Source organism: Streptomyces sp. NPDC051136, assembly GCF_044455745.1.
GTDB lineage: Bacteria > Actinomycetota > Actinomycetes > Streptomycetales > Streptomycetaceae > Streptomyces.
The window spans coordinates 376,137-390,656 of record NZ_JBITFE010000002.1; the positions used below are offsets into that span (position 1 = coordinate 376,137).

Genomic DNA, 14,520 nt, shown 5'->3' on the forward strand with positions numbered 1-14,520 from the left:
CTTGCGGCACATCTACCGCTGCCCACTGCGCTGGGCGGACATGGACGCGTACGGCCACGTCAACAACGTGGTCTTCCTCCGCTACCTGGAGGAGGCACGCATCGACTTCCTGTTCCGCCCGGAGAAGGACTTCAAGCAGGGGTCCGTGGTGGCACGCCATGAGATCGACTACAAGCGGCAGCTCGTCCACCGGCACCACCCGGTCGACATCGAGCTGTGGGTCACGGAGATCAGGGCGGCTTCCTTCACGCTCACGTACGAGGTCAAGGACGGGGACGTGGTCTACGTCCGCGCCTCCACCGTGATCGTGCCGTTCGACTTCGAGGCGCAGCGGCCCCGGCGGATCACCGCCGAGGAGCGGGAGTTCCTCCAGGAGTACACGGACGCCGAGGACGCCAAGGAGGAGGCCGTCGCCGCATGACGGTGCTCCACCTGGCCGACGAGGGGGAGGCCGCGGATCTCGCGGCCTTCCTCTCCCGGCTGCTCCACTACGACCGTTCGGCCGCGGTGCGCCTCCAGGCGGCCGGCACGGCCCTGGCCGTCTTCGGGCGGCCGCCCTCCTTCGAGGTGCTGGCGGTGCGCGCGGTACGGCTGGCCAAACCCTACGAGCACGGGCTCGACGTCACCCTGGACGTGACCGTGTCCGCCGGTGAGCTGCTGGAGAGCGTGGACGAGCGGGCGGTCACCGCCCGGGTCCCCGGCGCGGTGACCGGGCCGCCGTGGGCCGGAGTGCTGCCCCCGCGCCGGGACTGGCGTCCCGAGCCGGGGCTGCCCGCCCCGGACGCCCTGCGTGCCCTGGTCGCCGCCGCGGTGGCGGAGTTCCGGGCCCGTACGGCGGAGCTGGCGGCCGAGGACCGTACGCGGGCCGAGCTCGACCGCATCGGCCGGGAGATCTGGTCCCGGACGGTCGGCGGGACGGGGCTGCCGGTGCGGGCCGTGCACGCGGCCCAGTCGCTCGGGTTCCTGCGGCCGTCCGCGGCGCCGGGCTCCGGCGAGGACGCGGACGCGCCCCGGCTGTTCTCCTCCGGTGCGTGGCTGCGGCTGCGCACCCCCTTCGGCTCCGTGGCGCTGCGCCGGGCGGGGGCCGGGGGCCTGGGCGGCCTCAGCGTGCGCTGAGCCGCCCCGGCGGGCGGCCCACGTGGCCTCAGCCGTGGATCCCGCTGTCGTCCGGGCGTACGGCGATGTGGTCCGCCTCCAGTTCCAGGGCGACGCGGTCGCGCATGCCGAGGGCGGTCGTGTAGTCGGCGGGCAGCTGGAGCCGGCCGGCGCGGTCCAGCATGGCGTACTCGCGGGCCACCACCGTCTCGTGGCCGGTCTCGGCGTCCACCTCGCTGCGGCGCAGGACCTCCGTGGAGGTGCGGCCGTCGCGGATGGCGACCGTACGGCGGACCTCGCCGGCCACCGCCTGGTCGTGGGTGACGATGACGACGGTGGTGCCCAGTTGCTCGTTGGCCGTGCGGAAGGCGGCGAAGATCTGTTCCGCGGTGTGCGAGTCCAGCTCGCCCGTGGGCTCGTCGGCGAGCAGCAGGGACGGGGCGCCCGCGAGGGCCACGGCGATGGCGACCCGTTGCTGCTGGCCGCCGGACAGCTGCCGCGGGCGGCGGTCGCGGCAGTCGGCGACGCCCATCAGGTCCAGCAGCTCCAGCGCACGTGCGGTGCGCGCCGCCCGGCGTCCGCCGGTGCCGGCCAACTGCTGGGGCAGGGCGACGTTCTGCGCGGCCGTCAGGTACGGCACGAGGTTGCGGGACGTCTGCTGCCAGACGAAGCCGACCACCGAGCGGCGGTAGGCCAGGCGGTCCTTCGCCGTCATCGTCAGCAGGTCCCGCCCGGCCACCCGGGCCGCCCCCGCGGTCGGCGTGTCCAGGCCGGCCAGGATGTTCATCAGCGTGGACTTGCCGCTGCCCGAGGCGCCGACCAGCGCCATCAGCTCCCCCTCGCGGACCAGCAGGTCGAGCCCCTGCAGGGCCTGCACCTCCACCCCGTCCGCGCTGAAGATCCGCACCAGGCGGTCGCAGGTGATCAGGGCGTCGTGCCCGTAGGCGGGCCGGTCCCGGGTCGCGGTGGCGCGGTCGGTCAGGTCGGCGAGGGTGGGGTCGGTCGTCATCGGGTCTCCTCCATGTCGTCGTCCGCGGCCCGCCGGGCCCGGGTCCGGGCCCTCACCGTGTGTCGCCCGCCCGCAGTTCGGCCACCGCTCCGCGCCGGCCCGACCACCACGCCTGCAACGCCGCCACGCCCACCGCCAGGACCAGTACCGCGACCGCGGGGACGGCCAGCGACCACGGGTCGGCGCGCAGTTCCGCGCGGCCCGCCGGCGAGGACGCCGTCGACATCGCGAGGGTCGTCAGGTCGATACCGGGGGACAGCAGCCGCACCGCGGCCCAGCCGGTCAGGATGCCGCCCAGCGCGGCGGGCAGCGCCTGCGGGAGGGACTCCAGGACGAGCAGACGGCGGCCCTGGGCGCGGGTGAGGCCCATGGTGCGCAGCCGGGCGAGGAGGGCGGCGCGCTCGCGCCCGGCGCTCGCCAGGGACAGCAGCAGCGCCAGGGCGGCATACCCGGCGCAGGCGGCCACCGCGGCCGCGTAGACGCGCTCCGCGCCCGACTGCAGCGGCGAGTCCACGTACGTGCCGCGTTCCTCGGACCGCAGACGGACGGTGCCGAGGTCGCCCGCCGCCCGGCGCAGCGCGGCCGCGTCCAGGTGGTCGCCGGTCAGCAGCAGCACGTTCGGCGGGGCGGCCCCGGCCGGCAGCCCCGACCGGTCCACGACGAGGAAGTCGTCGCCGGTCACGGCCGGGGTGCGGTCGCGCACCAGCACGATCCGTACGGTCACGGCGGCGCCGTCGGACAGGAGCAGCTGGAAGGGCCGGTCACCGTACCGTTCGGCGACCGCGGCGGAGGCGAGTGCCGGCAGCGCCGCGTCCTCGGCGCCGCCGCCGGCACCGTCCGGCCGCGTCAGCCGCCCCCCGGGGAACGCGCCGAGGTCCGTGCGTGCGGCCAGTGCCGCGTAGGCATCGGCGTCCACACCCGTCAGTTGCAGCGTCTGGCGGCCGTCCGGCGTCCTGGCCCGGTAGTCGACGCCGGCCTCGGTGACCTCGCGTGCCCCGGACGCCTGCCGGATGCGGGCGGTCATGCCGTCGGGCAGACCCTCGGCCGTCTCCACCCGGGCGTCGGCGCCGACGGCGAGCAGCGCCGCCCGGTCGCGGGCGTCGGCCACGCCGCTGAGCACCGAGCCGCCGAACGCCGCCACGGTGAACGCGGTCAGCAGCGCGAGCAGGGGCAGCAGGGTGGAGGCGGAGGTACGGCCCGCGCGGGCCAGGGCGAGAGGGCCGACCGCGCCGCGCAACCGCCGGGCCGGGCGGGCCAGTCCGCGCAGGGGGAGCGGGTACAGGCGCACCAGCACCAGCGCGGCGATCACCCCGACCAGCACCGGGGCCATCGCCACCAGACCACCGGCACCGTCCGTCGCCCCGCGCCGGCGCAGGACCGCGACCGCGCCCAGGGCGAGGACCACGACGGTCAGCTCGGCGACCGTACGGCGCCGGGACGCACGCGGTGACGCCGCGTCCCGCCGGCCGTCGTGGATCCGCACCCGGTGGTGCGCCACGGCGGCCCGCAGCGGCAGCGTCAGGCAGGCCAGGGCGGTGACCGCCACGGCGGCCCACAGCGCGGGCAACAGCCGGGCGCCGGGCAGCGCGAGCAGGGCCGCGCCGAGGCCGAGCGCGCCCGCGGGCACGGCCACGACCGCCGTCTCGGCCAGCAGCCGCCCCGCGATGCCCCGTACGGAGGCGCCGCGGGCCCGCAACAGGGCCAGCTCGGCGCGGCGCCGTTCACCGGCGAGACCGCCCGCCATCAGCAGGACGACGGCGGCGACCGTGCCCGCGCCCGACGCGGCGACGGCGACCAGCGGGCCGGTGTCGTCGCGGAGTTGCCCGTAGGTGGCGAAGACGTCGTCGAGGCCGGTCGAGACGTCCGCCACGGGACTGATCGTCGACTGGAGCCGCTGAAGGGCGGGCCCGGACTCCAGGGAGGCCACGGCGGAGGTGAGGGAATCGAGGTCGCGGCCGTGCAGCGCATCCGGGTCGGGCGCGAGGTTCCAGTAGCGGACCACGGGGACCGAGCCGAGGAGCGCGGGGCCCGCCCCGGGGGCGAGCAGCAGGCCGCCGACCCAGTAGGAGGGGCCGGGGTCGCCGGGCGGTCCCGGCACCCGCCGCAGGGACGGGGTGCGCAGGACGGGGTCGACGGACCAGTAGGGGCCCTCGGGCCGCTCGGGCGCGAGGACGCCGGTGACGCGGACGGTGAGCTCGCGGTGCCCGGACACGTGGACGACCGAGCCGGTCTTCATGTGCAGCGTGCGGGCCGTCTCCTCGGTCACCGCGGCCTCCAGCTCGGTGGGGGAGGCGCCGGTCCGCCCGCCGGTGAGTCTCGGCAGCCGGCCGGAGCGCAGCCGGGCGTGACCTTCGAGTCCCTGCGGGGCGGCGAGGACCATCGCGGCCGGCAGCCCGTCGGGCCGGGGCAGCCACTTCTCCGGTGCGGGGACGCTTTCGGTGGCGCGGACCCCGTAGGACGACTGCCGCTCGTCGACGACGAGCGGGTGCCCGACGTTGCCGAGGACGAACCGGTAGGCCTCGGCGAGACGTTCGGGCCGCAGACCCGCCTCGGCGTCCGGCGCGTCCTCGCCGAAGTCGGGGGCGGCGGACACCAGGACGCCGTTCTCGTCGGCCGGTGCCCGCCCGGCGGCCGTGCGCAGACCGGCGTCGGTGTACCGGTCCAGCGCCCGGGGGAACGCGGCGGCCAGGCAGGCCGTCAGCGCCACCAGCACCGCCAGCGCGACGGCGGCGCCGGGTGCGGCCCGCAGCCGGGTGCGCACCCAGGGGGCGGTCACGCCATTCACCGTCCGGTACCTCCGGGATCGTCGGGGGCCGCCGCCGGGTGCGGGCGGCGCAGCGCGAGCGCGGCCGTGACCAGGAGCGGGACGACCGCCATGCCGGCCAGCAGCAGGGCGACCCGGTCCGGCGGCAGGGTGACGTGCACGTCCGGCACGGGCCGGGTGGCCCCCGGGGTCAGCACGGTCAGCGGGATCAGCGCCCGGGTGAGGACCGCGCCCAGCGCGGCGCCGGTCAGCAGTGCCAGGCCGGTCAGCACGCCCTGCTCGACGGCGGTCGTCCGGGCCAGTGAACGGCGCGAGGCGCCCAGGGCGCGCAGCACGGCGAACTCCGCGGCCCGCTCGCGCGTCGACCCCGCCGCGCTCACCGTGAAGCCGACCGCGGCCAGCGCCGCCGCCACCAGGGTCGCCGCGGCGAACGCCGCCCCGGGTCCGGCGCCGAACGGATCGTCACGCAGCCGCTCGGCGACCTCGTCGCGCACCACGACCTGGCCCGGTGCCGTGTCCGGGAACGCCCGCAGGCCCGCGACCGCCTCGGCGGCCTGCCCCGGCCGGGGCCGCAGCCACCATTCGGTGGGCTCCACGGCGGCGCCGTACCTGCTCTGCAGGTACCGGTTCACCGCCGGCAGGTCGACCAGCAGGGCCCCGCCGAACCGCGCCGCGGCGGCCGCGGACGGCCCGGTGCCCGGCAGCTCGCGCACGGAACGGTCGATCCGCACGGGGATCTCGTGGCCGCCGACCGGCACCGTGACGCGCTGCCCGGTGCGGGCGCCCACGGAGTCGAGGAAACGGTCGGTGGCCACCGCGGTCACCACGGCGGGCTCCGGCTGCGCGACCCGCAGCCGCACGGTCAGCTCGGTGGACTGCGAGTCGTCCGAGCGGCCCGTGGAGTACTCGACGGCGAGCGGGTCGGAGCCCCGCAGACGGGGCGCCGGCGGGGCGCCGTCCGCGCCCGGTACGGCCGACGGCGAGGACGACTGCGACCCGGCCGTCCAGGTCCCGGGCAACGGCACCGGCCGTACGGTCCCGTCGGTGGCCGTGGCCGTCACCCGCCGTACGGTCAGGCGGTGCCGTCCGCCCGGGCTGCCGGGCCGGGCCACCGCGAGATCGACGCCGGTCAGGGTGAGCGGCCCGGCGGAGAGGTCCGCGGCGAGGCGGTGTTCCCGGCCGTCGGCGGCCAGCGAACCGGCCCCGATCCGGTACGGGGTGCCCCAGCGGTCCTCGACGGTCACCGTCACGTCCGCCGACCCGGTGGCGGAGGACGCACCGGGCGAGCCGGAGGACGGGCCGGTGTCCGGGACGGCCAGGGTCGCCGTCAGCGCGAGCCGCGCCGTGCCCGCCGGGATCCGCGCGCCGTTCGACGGCCGTCCGGGCGCCATCGGGGACAGCAGCGCCCGCGGCGACCGGTCGGCCAGGTCCGGCCGCATCAGCATCGTGTCCGCCGCGTGAGCGGTGTCCAGCGCGAGCACCGTCGCCGACCGGTCGCCGGACAGCGGCGCCTCGGAGCGGGCCGCGGGAGCCACGTCCTGAACGCCGGTGACGCCCGCGATCAGGTCGGTGCGGCCCGGGCCCGCCGTGCCGGAGGCCTCGACCCGGATCGGTGCCCCGGTGCGGAAGTCGGCCTGGTCGTCCTGGGAACGGGACCACGAGGCGCCCTGCCCGATCGCCATCGTGCCCAGCGCCACGGCCAGCACCAGCAGCAGCACCGGCCCCGCCCCGCGCATCGGACGCCGGCTCAGCTGCCAGCCCGCCAGCGCCGCCGTCAGACCCCGTCCGCCCGCCGCCCGGCGTTCCGCGAGCCGCGCCACCAGCGGCAGCAGGCGCAGCGCCAGCACCGTCCCGGCCAGCAGGGCCAGCGTGGGCGTCGCCACGAACAGCGGGTCGACCCCGGGGGCGGCCGTGCCCTCCGCGTCGCCCGTCCCGGCGGCCGTGGTCTGCCGGTCCAGCTGCCAGTAGGCGACACCGGCGATCACCAGCAGGCCCACGTCCGCGCCGGCCCGCAGCCGGCCCGGCAGCGTCCGGGACCGCCCGCCCGCCTCCGGCGCGAGGGTCAGCGCCGGCAGCGTCACGGCCAGCGTGCAGCCGAGGGCCGTGGCCCCCGCCACCAGCCACACCCCGGTGCCGCCCCAGGCCGCCGGCTGCGGACCGAGCCCGATCCGGGCCGCCGCCCCGTGCCCGGCCAGCAGCCGGACCAGCGGCCCGGCCAGCAGCGGCGCGCAGACCAGCGCCGGCACCGCCGCCAGCAGCGCCTCCAGCGCGGACACCGCCGCCAGCCGGGCCCGGGAGGCGCCGCGCGCCCGCAGCAGCCGCAGCTCGCCCGCCCGCTCCACGCTCAGCAGCCGGGCCACCAGCAGCAGCGCGCCGGCCGCGAGGAGGACCAGCTGAAGCTCGATGACGAGGAGGGTGGATCGGGAGACCGTCAGCGACCGGTCGAGACGCTCCAGGATCACGGGCAGTCCGGTCGTCGCCCCGGCGGCGCCGCCGAGCACCGGCCGGGCGCGCAGCCACGCCGTGCCCGCCCGGGCCGCCTCGCCCAGCGCGTCGGCCCGCCCGGTCGTCAGCGACGCGTAGTCCGCCGTCACCAGCCACCCGGACGCCCCCGCGCTGACCCGGCCGCCGCTCAGCACCCCGGGCGGGGCGAGCAGCGGCCCGTACGTCGTGAAGCCGCTGCGCGCGACACCGCGCCCCGACAGGTCGTCGAGGCGCCAGTATGGCGACCCGGTGTCGGCCGGCCGGTACAGGCCGCTCACCACCACGGAGACGGCCGGACCGTCGAGCCGGTCGGTGAGGGTGAGCCGGTCGCCCGTACCGACGCCGATGCGCTCGGCCGCGGCCACCGGCACCGCCACCTCCACCGCGCCCCCGGCGGCCTCGGCAGCGGGCATCCGTCCCTCGTCGATGCGGACCTGCGACGGGTCGAGCGCGGCGAAGAACGTCAGGTCGGGGTCGCCGGACCGCTCGGTCCCGGGCCGCGGCGAGCCGGGCAGCGCGTACGGGCCCGACCGCGTCAGGGTCCGTACCGTGCGCGGCAGCCCGTCGAAGGCCCGTGCGGCGCCCTCGCGCACGGCCGCGTCCGCGGCCGGCCGCTGCCCGGCGGGAATGTCCGCCCGCACGACCAGGGCGGCCTCGGCCCCGGTGTGCGGGTCGGCGAGGGCGTGGCGCAGGGCCGCGTCGCCGACGGCGCCCGAGTAGGCGGTCAGGGCGGCGAGGACGGTCGTGGTCAGCAGGACGGTGAGCAGGGCCGCGGCGAGCAGCGGACGGTGCGCCCGCGCGCGCAGCAGGACGAACACCGTGAGTCCCCCGAACCCCGCCACCCGGCCCCCCGCCGTCATCCGTACCTGGCCGGATGCTGTCAGAGGAGGCGGTGCCGAAGTAACCGTCCGAGGGGCGGACTTGACCGGATCGTGATCACAATCCGGTGTCGGCCGACCGGAATGTGGGCGTCGCCGGTCGTGCCGTTCGGGTACCGGCCGGAAGCCGGCCGCGATCAGCCGGTGGTCAGTCGGGGGTGTTGACCATCGAGGCCGCCGCGTACGTCAGGTACTTCCACAGCGTCTGCTCGTGCTCCTCGGACAGGCCCAGCTCGTCGAGCGCGACCCGCATGTGCTTCAGCCAGGCGTCGTGCGCGGCCCGGTCGACGGCGAACGGGGCGTGCCGCATCCGCAGCCGCGGATGGCCCCGGTTGTCGCTGTACGTCGTCGGGCCGCCCCAGTACTGCATCAGGAACAGCGCGAAACGCTCCTCGGCCGGACCCAGGTCCTCCTCGGGGTACATCGGCCGCAGGACCGGATCCTCGGCGACACCCTCGTAGAAACGGTGGACGAGCCGGCGGAAGGTCTCCTCCCCGCCGACCTGCTCGTAGAACGTCTGCTCCTGAAGCGTGCCGCGCCGAATCTCATTCACGCCGTCCATGGTCTCAGACACGGGGGCATAGGACTCAAGTCCTAGGACCGCTCCGGGGCCCTGCCCGCCGTGCCCCCGGCCCGTACTGTGGAGACATGGGCGGGTACGAGGACCTGGACAGCCTCGCCGCCTCCGCGCGGGCGGAGCTGGTGCGGGAGATCGAGCTGAGCGGCGCCTGGACGGCCGACCCGGTGTGGCGGGAGGCGTTCCAGGCCGTCCCGCGCCACCTCTTCGTGCCCTACTACTACGTCGGCGCCCGGGGCGGCTACGAACGCCGGTGGGGCGAGCACCCCGACCCCGGCGCCCGCGAGCGCTGGGTGCGCGGCGCCTACGCCGACGCCCCGCTGGCGACGCGGATGCGCGACGGCGAGCTGCTCTCCTCCAGCAGCCAGCCCTCGCTGATGGCGATGATGCTGGTGGAGCTGGGCGTTCGGGACGGCGACCGGGTACTGGAGATCGGCGCCGGCACCGGCTACAACGCCGCCCTGCTCGCCCACCGGCTCGGCGACGACGACCTGGTCACCACCGTCGACCTGGACCCCGAGATCACCGAGTCGGCCCGCCGGCACCTCGCCGCCGCCGGTCACCACCCGGCCGTCGTCACGGGCGACGGCGCCCGCGGTGTGCCCGAGCGCGCTCCCTACGACCGGATCCTGGCCACCTGCACGCTGCCCGCGGTGCCGCGCGCGTGGCCCGCCCAGTGCCGTCCCGGCGGCCGGATCCTGGCCCCGCTCGCCACCGGGCTCGTCGTCCTCACCGTCCACGACGCCGAGCACGCCGAGGGGCGCTTCCTGCACACGCCCGCGTACTTCGTGCCGCTGCGCGGCGCGGACCGCGCCGAGCCCGAGGCACCGGGCCTGGGCGGCGTGCCGCGCCGGGCCCGGGAGGACGACCTGTTCCGCTTCCTGCTGGCGCTGAGCCGGGGCGGGCTCGACCCGCAGGAGGCGTACGCGCTGTGGGACCGCGAGGGCGCGCCCCGCCGCGAGCGCTACGGCATCACCGTCAGCGGCGAACGGGCCTGGGCGTGGCTGGACGACCCCGAGGGACCGTACGCCTGGCCGTTCGCCTGACGGTGGGGACCGGTCGCGCCGGTCCCCACCAGCCTCGCCCAGTCCCTTGCAGCCGCGTCCAGCCCCGTCTAGCCCCGGCGGATGGTGATCGTCGTCCAGGCGCCGACGTGCACCCGGTCGCCGTCCTGGAGCGGAACCGGCACGAAGGGCTGGATCGGCTCCTCGCCGCCGTTGACCGTGGTGCCGTTCGTCGAGTTCTGGTCGACGACCGCCCAGCCGCCGTCCGGCTGCTGCACCAGCACCGCGTGCTGGTGCGAGACGCCCGGGTCCTCCGGGGGCACGGCCAGATCGATGTCCGGGGTGTCGCCGGTGGAGTGCCGGCGGCGGCCGATGGTGATCTGGTTGCCGGTGAGCGTGCGCTGCTGCTCGGGCGAGTACGCGGGCAGGTTCAGGCCCGCGGCCTCGGGGCCGGAGCGCTGCATCATCGCCATGAAGTACTCGCGGTCGGGGCCGATCGTCGCCGACCAGGTCGTCGGCTGCTGGGGCCGCTGCGGCTGCTGCGGGAAGCCCTGGCCGGGACCGGGCGGAGCCTGGGTGGCGCCGGGCTGTGGGTAGCCGTAGCCGCCCTGGGGGCCCGGGCCGTTCGGAGCGCCGGGGCCGGCCGGTGCTCCGGGCCCTGCCGGGCCGGTGGACGACGGCGGGGAGAGCACCCAGTCGTCGTCACCGCCGCCGAAGGCCGGGCCGCCCTGCTGCGGACGGCGGGTCTCCTGCGGGAAGGCGGGCGGGGCCGGCGGACCGGACTGGAACCCCTGCGGGGCACCACCCTGGCCACCCGGGCCACCGGGGCCGCCGTGCGGTGGCGGGACGGGGCCGGGCGGAGGCGGCACCGGGCGCGACGGATCGCCGAAACCGGGCGGGGCCGGGGGACCGGAGGGAGCGCCGGGGCCGTGCGGTCCGCCCGGACCGTGGGGTCCGCCCGGGCCACCGGGGCCGTGCGGTCCGCCGGGACCGCTGGGCCCACCGGGACCCCCGAAACCGCCGGGACCGCCCGGGCTGCCCGAGGCGTTGGAACCGAAGGGGCCGGAGGGGTCGCCCGCACCGCCGGGGCCGCCCGCGGGGCCACCGGAGCCGCCCGGGCCACCGGAGGCGTTGGGACCGAAGGGACCGGAAGGCGCGGAGGGGCCGCCGGGGCCACCGGGACCGCCCGTCGGGCCGCCGGGACCGCCCGGGCCACCCGAGGCGTGGGGACCGAAGGGGCCGCCCGCACCGCCAGGAGCGCCCGCCGGGCCACCGGGACCGCCCGGGCCACCCGTCGGACCGCCGTGTCCACCGGGACCGCCCGGGCCGCCGCGGCCCGCCGGGTCGGCGCCGAAGGGCGGCGGGCCCGGGGGAATCGGTTCGGCGGGGCGGTTCACCTGGGACGGACGGGAGCCCTGGTAGTCGTAGGAGTCACCGCCGCCGAAGGACGGACCCGCCGGCGGCTGCCCGAAGTGCGGCGCGGGGCCGGGGGCCGGCGGGCGCGGGGCGGCCGGGGTGTACGAGGTGGCGGTGTTGGTCAGGAAGTTCCACCGGCACTCCTCGCAGAACGGCGCACCGCCCTCACGCGGCGTGCGGCACTGCGGGCACAACTGCGGCTCGCCGCCCGGACCGCCGGGACCGCCACCGGGCCCACCCGGCCCGCCCGGACCGGGCGGCGGGAAGCCGTAGCCGCCGCCGGTCGGCGGGGGCGGCGGAGGGGGCGGCACGGCACCGGCCATGCGGTGACCGCAGACCTCGCACCAGTCGTCGGAACCCGACTGGTGTCCGTTCGGGCAGGTCGGCATGTCGGAGCTTCCCTCTCTTGCGGGCGTGTCGCGCGGTGGGTGTGCGTCACTTCTTCACACGAACAGTCTTGGTCGACCGGGTCTCGAGAGTCATCTCGTCGGCCTCCTCGACCTTCGCTTTCAGTCGCACAGTACCTGCCGCCGCGTCCACTACGTCCACCACCTTCGAAAGCAGTTTCGCCGTATCCGCGTTTCCGGAGGCTCCGGCGAGCTGAACCGCGCGGCCCAGTTTGGCCGTTGCTCCGTCGATGTCTCCCGCTTTGCGCAGATCCAGCCCTTGCTGGATGGCCTGTGCCAGTTCGGCCTGCCCGGTGTAGTGGGCGACTTGCGGGTTGATCGACGTGGAGGCGGCCATGTCGTCCGTCCACACGGCCCGTACCAGGCCCTGCGCGCCGAGGTTCTGGACGCTCTCTCCCCCGGGCTCCGGGATGACCAGCAAGACGCGGGCGGCCAGCATCTCCTGGCCGAGGCCGGCGGCCGGCACCTCCACGCAGACGTGGTAGTCACGGGACTCGTCGCCCCAGGAACCGAGGGGGTAGTCGCCGGCCCGCGGCCCCGCCTCGGTGCGGCGGCCGGTCAGCTCCTCGACCGTCGGGGCGACCTGCTTGACGAACTTCACCGTGGTGCCGACCGGGGTCCACAGGCGCAGCGCGACGTCCGCGACCTCCTTGCCCATGGCCGTCTCCATCATCCGCGTGAAGTCGGCGGCCAGGCCCGCCGGGTCGGCGACGATGTCGGCGGTGCCCAGCAGCGCCGAGGCGATGCCTGTGACCTCTTTCACTTCCCAGTCGGTGCCCACGCCACGGGCGTCGCACGTGAAACGTCCGGCGCACGAGTCCAGCGCGGCTCTGAGGTCGTCGGGCGACTCGTGCTCGTTGCGGCCGTCGGTGAGCAGGATGCCGTGCCGGATGGCGACGTCCGCGGTGGACAGCAGCCGGTCGGCCAGCCGCAGCCAGGTGCCGATGGCGGTGCCGCCGCCCGCGCCGAGGCCGCGCAGCGCCTGCTTGGCCTGCGCCCGGGTGGCGGGGTCGGCGACCGCCAGGCGGCCGCCGCCCGGGTAGACCTCCTTGGCCACGTGGGTGCCGCCGACCACCGCGAAGTGCACGCCGTCGCGCAGGGTGTCGATCGCGGCGGACGTGGCGTCGCGGGCGTTGCGCATCTTGGTCGGCGGGTAGTCCATCGAACCCGAGCAGTCCACCATCAACGCCACGGCGGCGGAGGGCCCCTGGCCGGGCGAGTAGAGGTGCGGTGCGGTGACCGCGCTCCCGACCGTGCCGCCGCCCGTCGCGGTGACCGTCACGATGGCGTTGACCTCGCGGCCTCCCTCGGGCAGGTACTCGTTCTGGTAGACGTCCACCGCGAACTGCGGCACGTTCGACTTCGAGAAATTGGCCATGCCGGATCGCATCCCCCTCTGCGTCCCCCGGTGACGGGGGCCTTCACTTGCTCGGCGCGGACCGCCCCCTGCGGTCCGCGAGGCCGCCCCCGACCCGTACCCGTGCGGGGGCCTCAGGCCGATCCTGCCCCCTGCGGCGGTGCCGGGAACGGCAGCAGGGCCACTGTTACGTTGTCGTGGCCCCCGCCGTCGAGGGCGTGACCGACCAGGACGCGGGCGCCGTGCAGCGGGCGGACGGCGGCGTCCAGGGGCACGGCCTCGGCCATCTCCTGGGCGGACTCCGCGTAGTTCCACAGGCCGTCGGTGCAGACCACGACCACGCCGGGCCGGTCCGGCTTGAACGACGCGGTGTGCGGCTCCAGTTCGTAGGCGTCGGCGCCCAGCCAGCCGGTGATCGCGTGGGCGCGCTCGTCGGCGTAGGCCTCGGCCTCGCTCATCAGGCCCGCGGCGACCATCTGCGCGGCCCACGAGTCGTCCTCGGTGAGCCGGGCGGGCGGGGTTGCGCGGTCGGCGGGCACCCAGTAGACGCGGCTGTCGCCGACCCAGCCGACGACCAGCAGGCCGGCGGTGACCACGGCGCCGACCAGGGTGCAGGCGGGCGCGTTCTGGTGCGGGGCCTGCTCACGGGCGGTGGCGGGCTCGTCGGCCAGCGCGTTGACGGCCCGCGAGGCGGCGAGGATGGCGTCGTGCATGGCCTGCTGCGGGTGCGTGCCGCGCGGCAGGGCGGCGAGCAGCGACTCGCCGGCCACCCGGGACGCGGCGAGCGAGGCGTCGTCGGGGCGGGTCGCCGAGGACACGCCGTCGCAGACGATCGCCACCGTCGCGGGAGCGCCGTCGGGCAGCGCGGTGCAGCCCACCGAGAACGCGTCCTCGTTGCGGTGGTGGCGCAGGCCGCGGTCGCTGACGGCGGCGACCGGGCCCGACTCCTGCTCCATGTGGTCGCGTTCGCGGGGCTGGGCGTGCCCGCAGTTCTCGCAGTAGCCGTCGTCGTCGACCCGGCCCGCGCGGCAGGCCACGCACACCTTCCCGGCCGGGGCCGGCTCGCCCGCCGGGCGCGGCACCGCGCCCCGGCCGGCCGCGTCGCCCTCGGCGGTCAGCCGCGGGTCGGGCGCCTGCAAGGGGTACTCGTCGAGCTGGTCCGGCCGGTCGAGACGCACGCCGGACGCGGACGCCTCCGGTGCGCCCGCCGGTGCGGCGGGCGGTGCCGCCGGCGGGGCGGGCGGGGATCCGGGCAGCGGGGAGCCGCCCGAGTCGGTGCCCGGCAGTTCGGCCGCCGCGTGCGCCGGGGCGGGGCGGCCGTGGCCGTCCGAGTCCCGGGCCACCGGCCAGTCCACGCCGTCCGGCGCGTGCACCGCGCCGCCGACGGCCAGGGTCGGGCTGTCCTCGGGCCGCGCGGGCACGACGGACAGGTCGTATCCGCACGCACCGCAGAAACGGTCACCCGGCTCGAGGGGCTCCTCGCAGCTCGGGCACTTCGACACAGCGGCCTGCTGGGGCATCTGCGACAT

10 protein-coding genes are annotated in these 14,520 nt (G+C 77.1%); 3 read left to right on the plus strand and 7 right to left on the minus strand.

What is annotated here, in order from left to right; genetic code table 11:
* Position 1: 1 nt before the first annotated feature.
* Positions 2-421, plus strand: a complete 420-nt coding sequence (locus ACIBCJ_RS07285) for a thioesterase family protein (protein ID WP_362095071.1) — start codon at positions 2-4, stop codon at positions 419-421.
* Positions 418-1,116 (plus strand): hypothetical protein, encoded by a 699-nt coding sequence (locus ACIBCJ_RS07290; protein WP_362503978.1) that lies wholly within the window; start codon positions 418-420, stop codon positions 1,114-1,116. The genes ACIBCJ_RS07285 and ACIBCJ_RS07290 overlap by 4 nt, the downstream gene beginning before the upstream one ends.
* Before the next feature lie 28 nt (positions 1,117-1,144).
* On the opposite strand, the gene ACIBCJ_RS07295 is transcribed toward ACIBCJ_RS07290, so the two are convergent.
* The 4 genes from ACIBCJ_RS07295 to ACIBCJ_RS07310 all read right to left on the minus strand — a co-directional run bounded on the left by ACIBCJ_RS07295 (position 1,145) and on the right by ACIBCJ_RS07310 (position 8,792).
* Positions 1,145-2,104, minus strand: coding sequence for an ABC transporter ATP-binding protein (locus ACIBCJ_RS07295; protein WP_362503981.1), 960 nt, complete (start codon positions 2,102-2,104; stop codon positions 1,145-1,147).
* Positions 2,105-2,156: 52 nt separating this feature from the next.
* Positions 2,157-4,880: an FtsX-like permease family protein gene (locus tag ACIBCJ_RS07300; protein ID WP_365979080.1), complete on the minus strand. Its 2,724-nt coding sequence runs from the start codon at positions 4,878-4,880 to the stop codon at positions 2,157-2,159.
* Between the two features lie 5 nt (positions 4,881-4,885).
* Positions 4,886-8,212, minus strand: coding sequence for an ABC transporter permease (locus tag ACIBCJ_RS07305; protein WP_365979081.1), 3,327 nt, complete (start codon positions 8,210-8,212; stop codon positions 4,886-4,888).
* A gap of 166 nt (positions 8,213-8,378) precedes the next feature.
* Positions 8,379-8,792, minus strand: coding sequence for a globin (locus tag ACIBCJ_RS07310; RefSeq protein WP_362095576.1), 414 nt, complete (start codon positions 8,790-8,792; stop codon positions 8,379-8,381).
* Between the two features lie 86 nt (positions 8,793-8,878).
* Between ACIBCJ_RS07310 and ACIBCJ_RS07315 the strand changes: the two genes are divergently transcribed.
* A complete protein-coding gene (locus ACIBCJ_RS07315; protein ID WP_362503989.1) occupies positions 8,879-9,853 on the plus strand; it encodes a methyltransferase domain-containing protein in 975 nt (324 codons plus the stop codon).
* 68 nt (positions 9,854-9,921) lie between these two features.
* On the opposite strand, the gene ACIBCJ_RS07320 is transcribed toward ACIBCJ_RS07315, so the two are convergent.
* The 3 genes from ACIBCJ_RS07320 to ACIBCJ_RS07330 form a co-directional block, all read right to left on the minus strand.
* Complete coding sequence (locus ACIBCJ_RS07320) at positions 9,922-11,616, minus strand: FHA domain-containing protein (protein WP_365979082.1); 1,695 nt, start codon at positions 11,614-11,616, stop codon at positions 9,922-9,924.
* Between the two features lie 46 nt (positions 11,617-11,662).
* Entirely contained in the window at positions 11,663-13,012 is a 1,350-nt protein-coding gene (locus tag ACIBCJ_RS07325) for a VWA domain-containing protein (RefSeq protein ID WP_365979083.1), read from the minus strand.
* 113 nt (positions 13,013-13,125) lie between these two features.
* A complete protein-coding gene (locus ACIBCJ_RS07330) occupies positions 13,126-14,520 on the minus strand; it encodes a PP2C family serine/threonine-protein phosphatase (RefSeq protein ID WP_365979084.1) in 1,395 nt (464 codons plus the stop codon).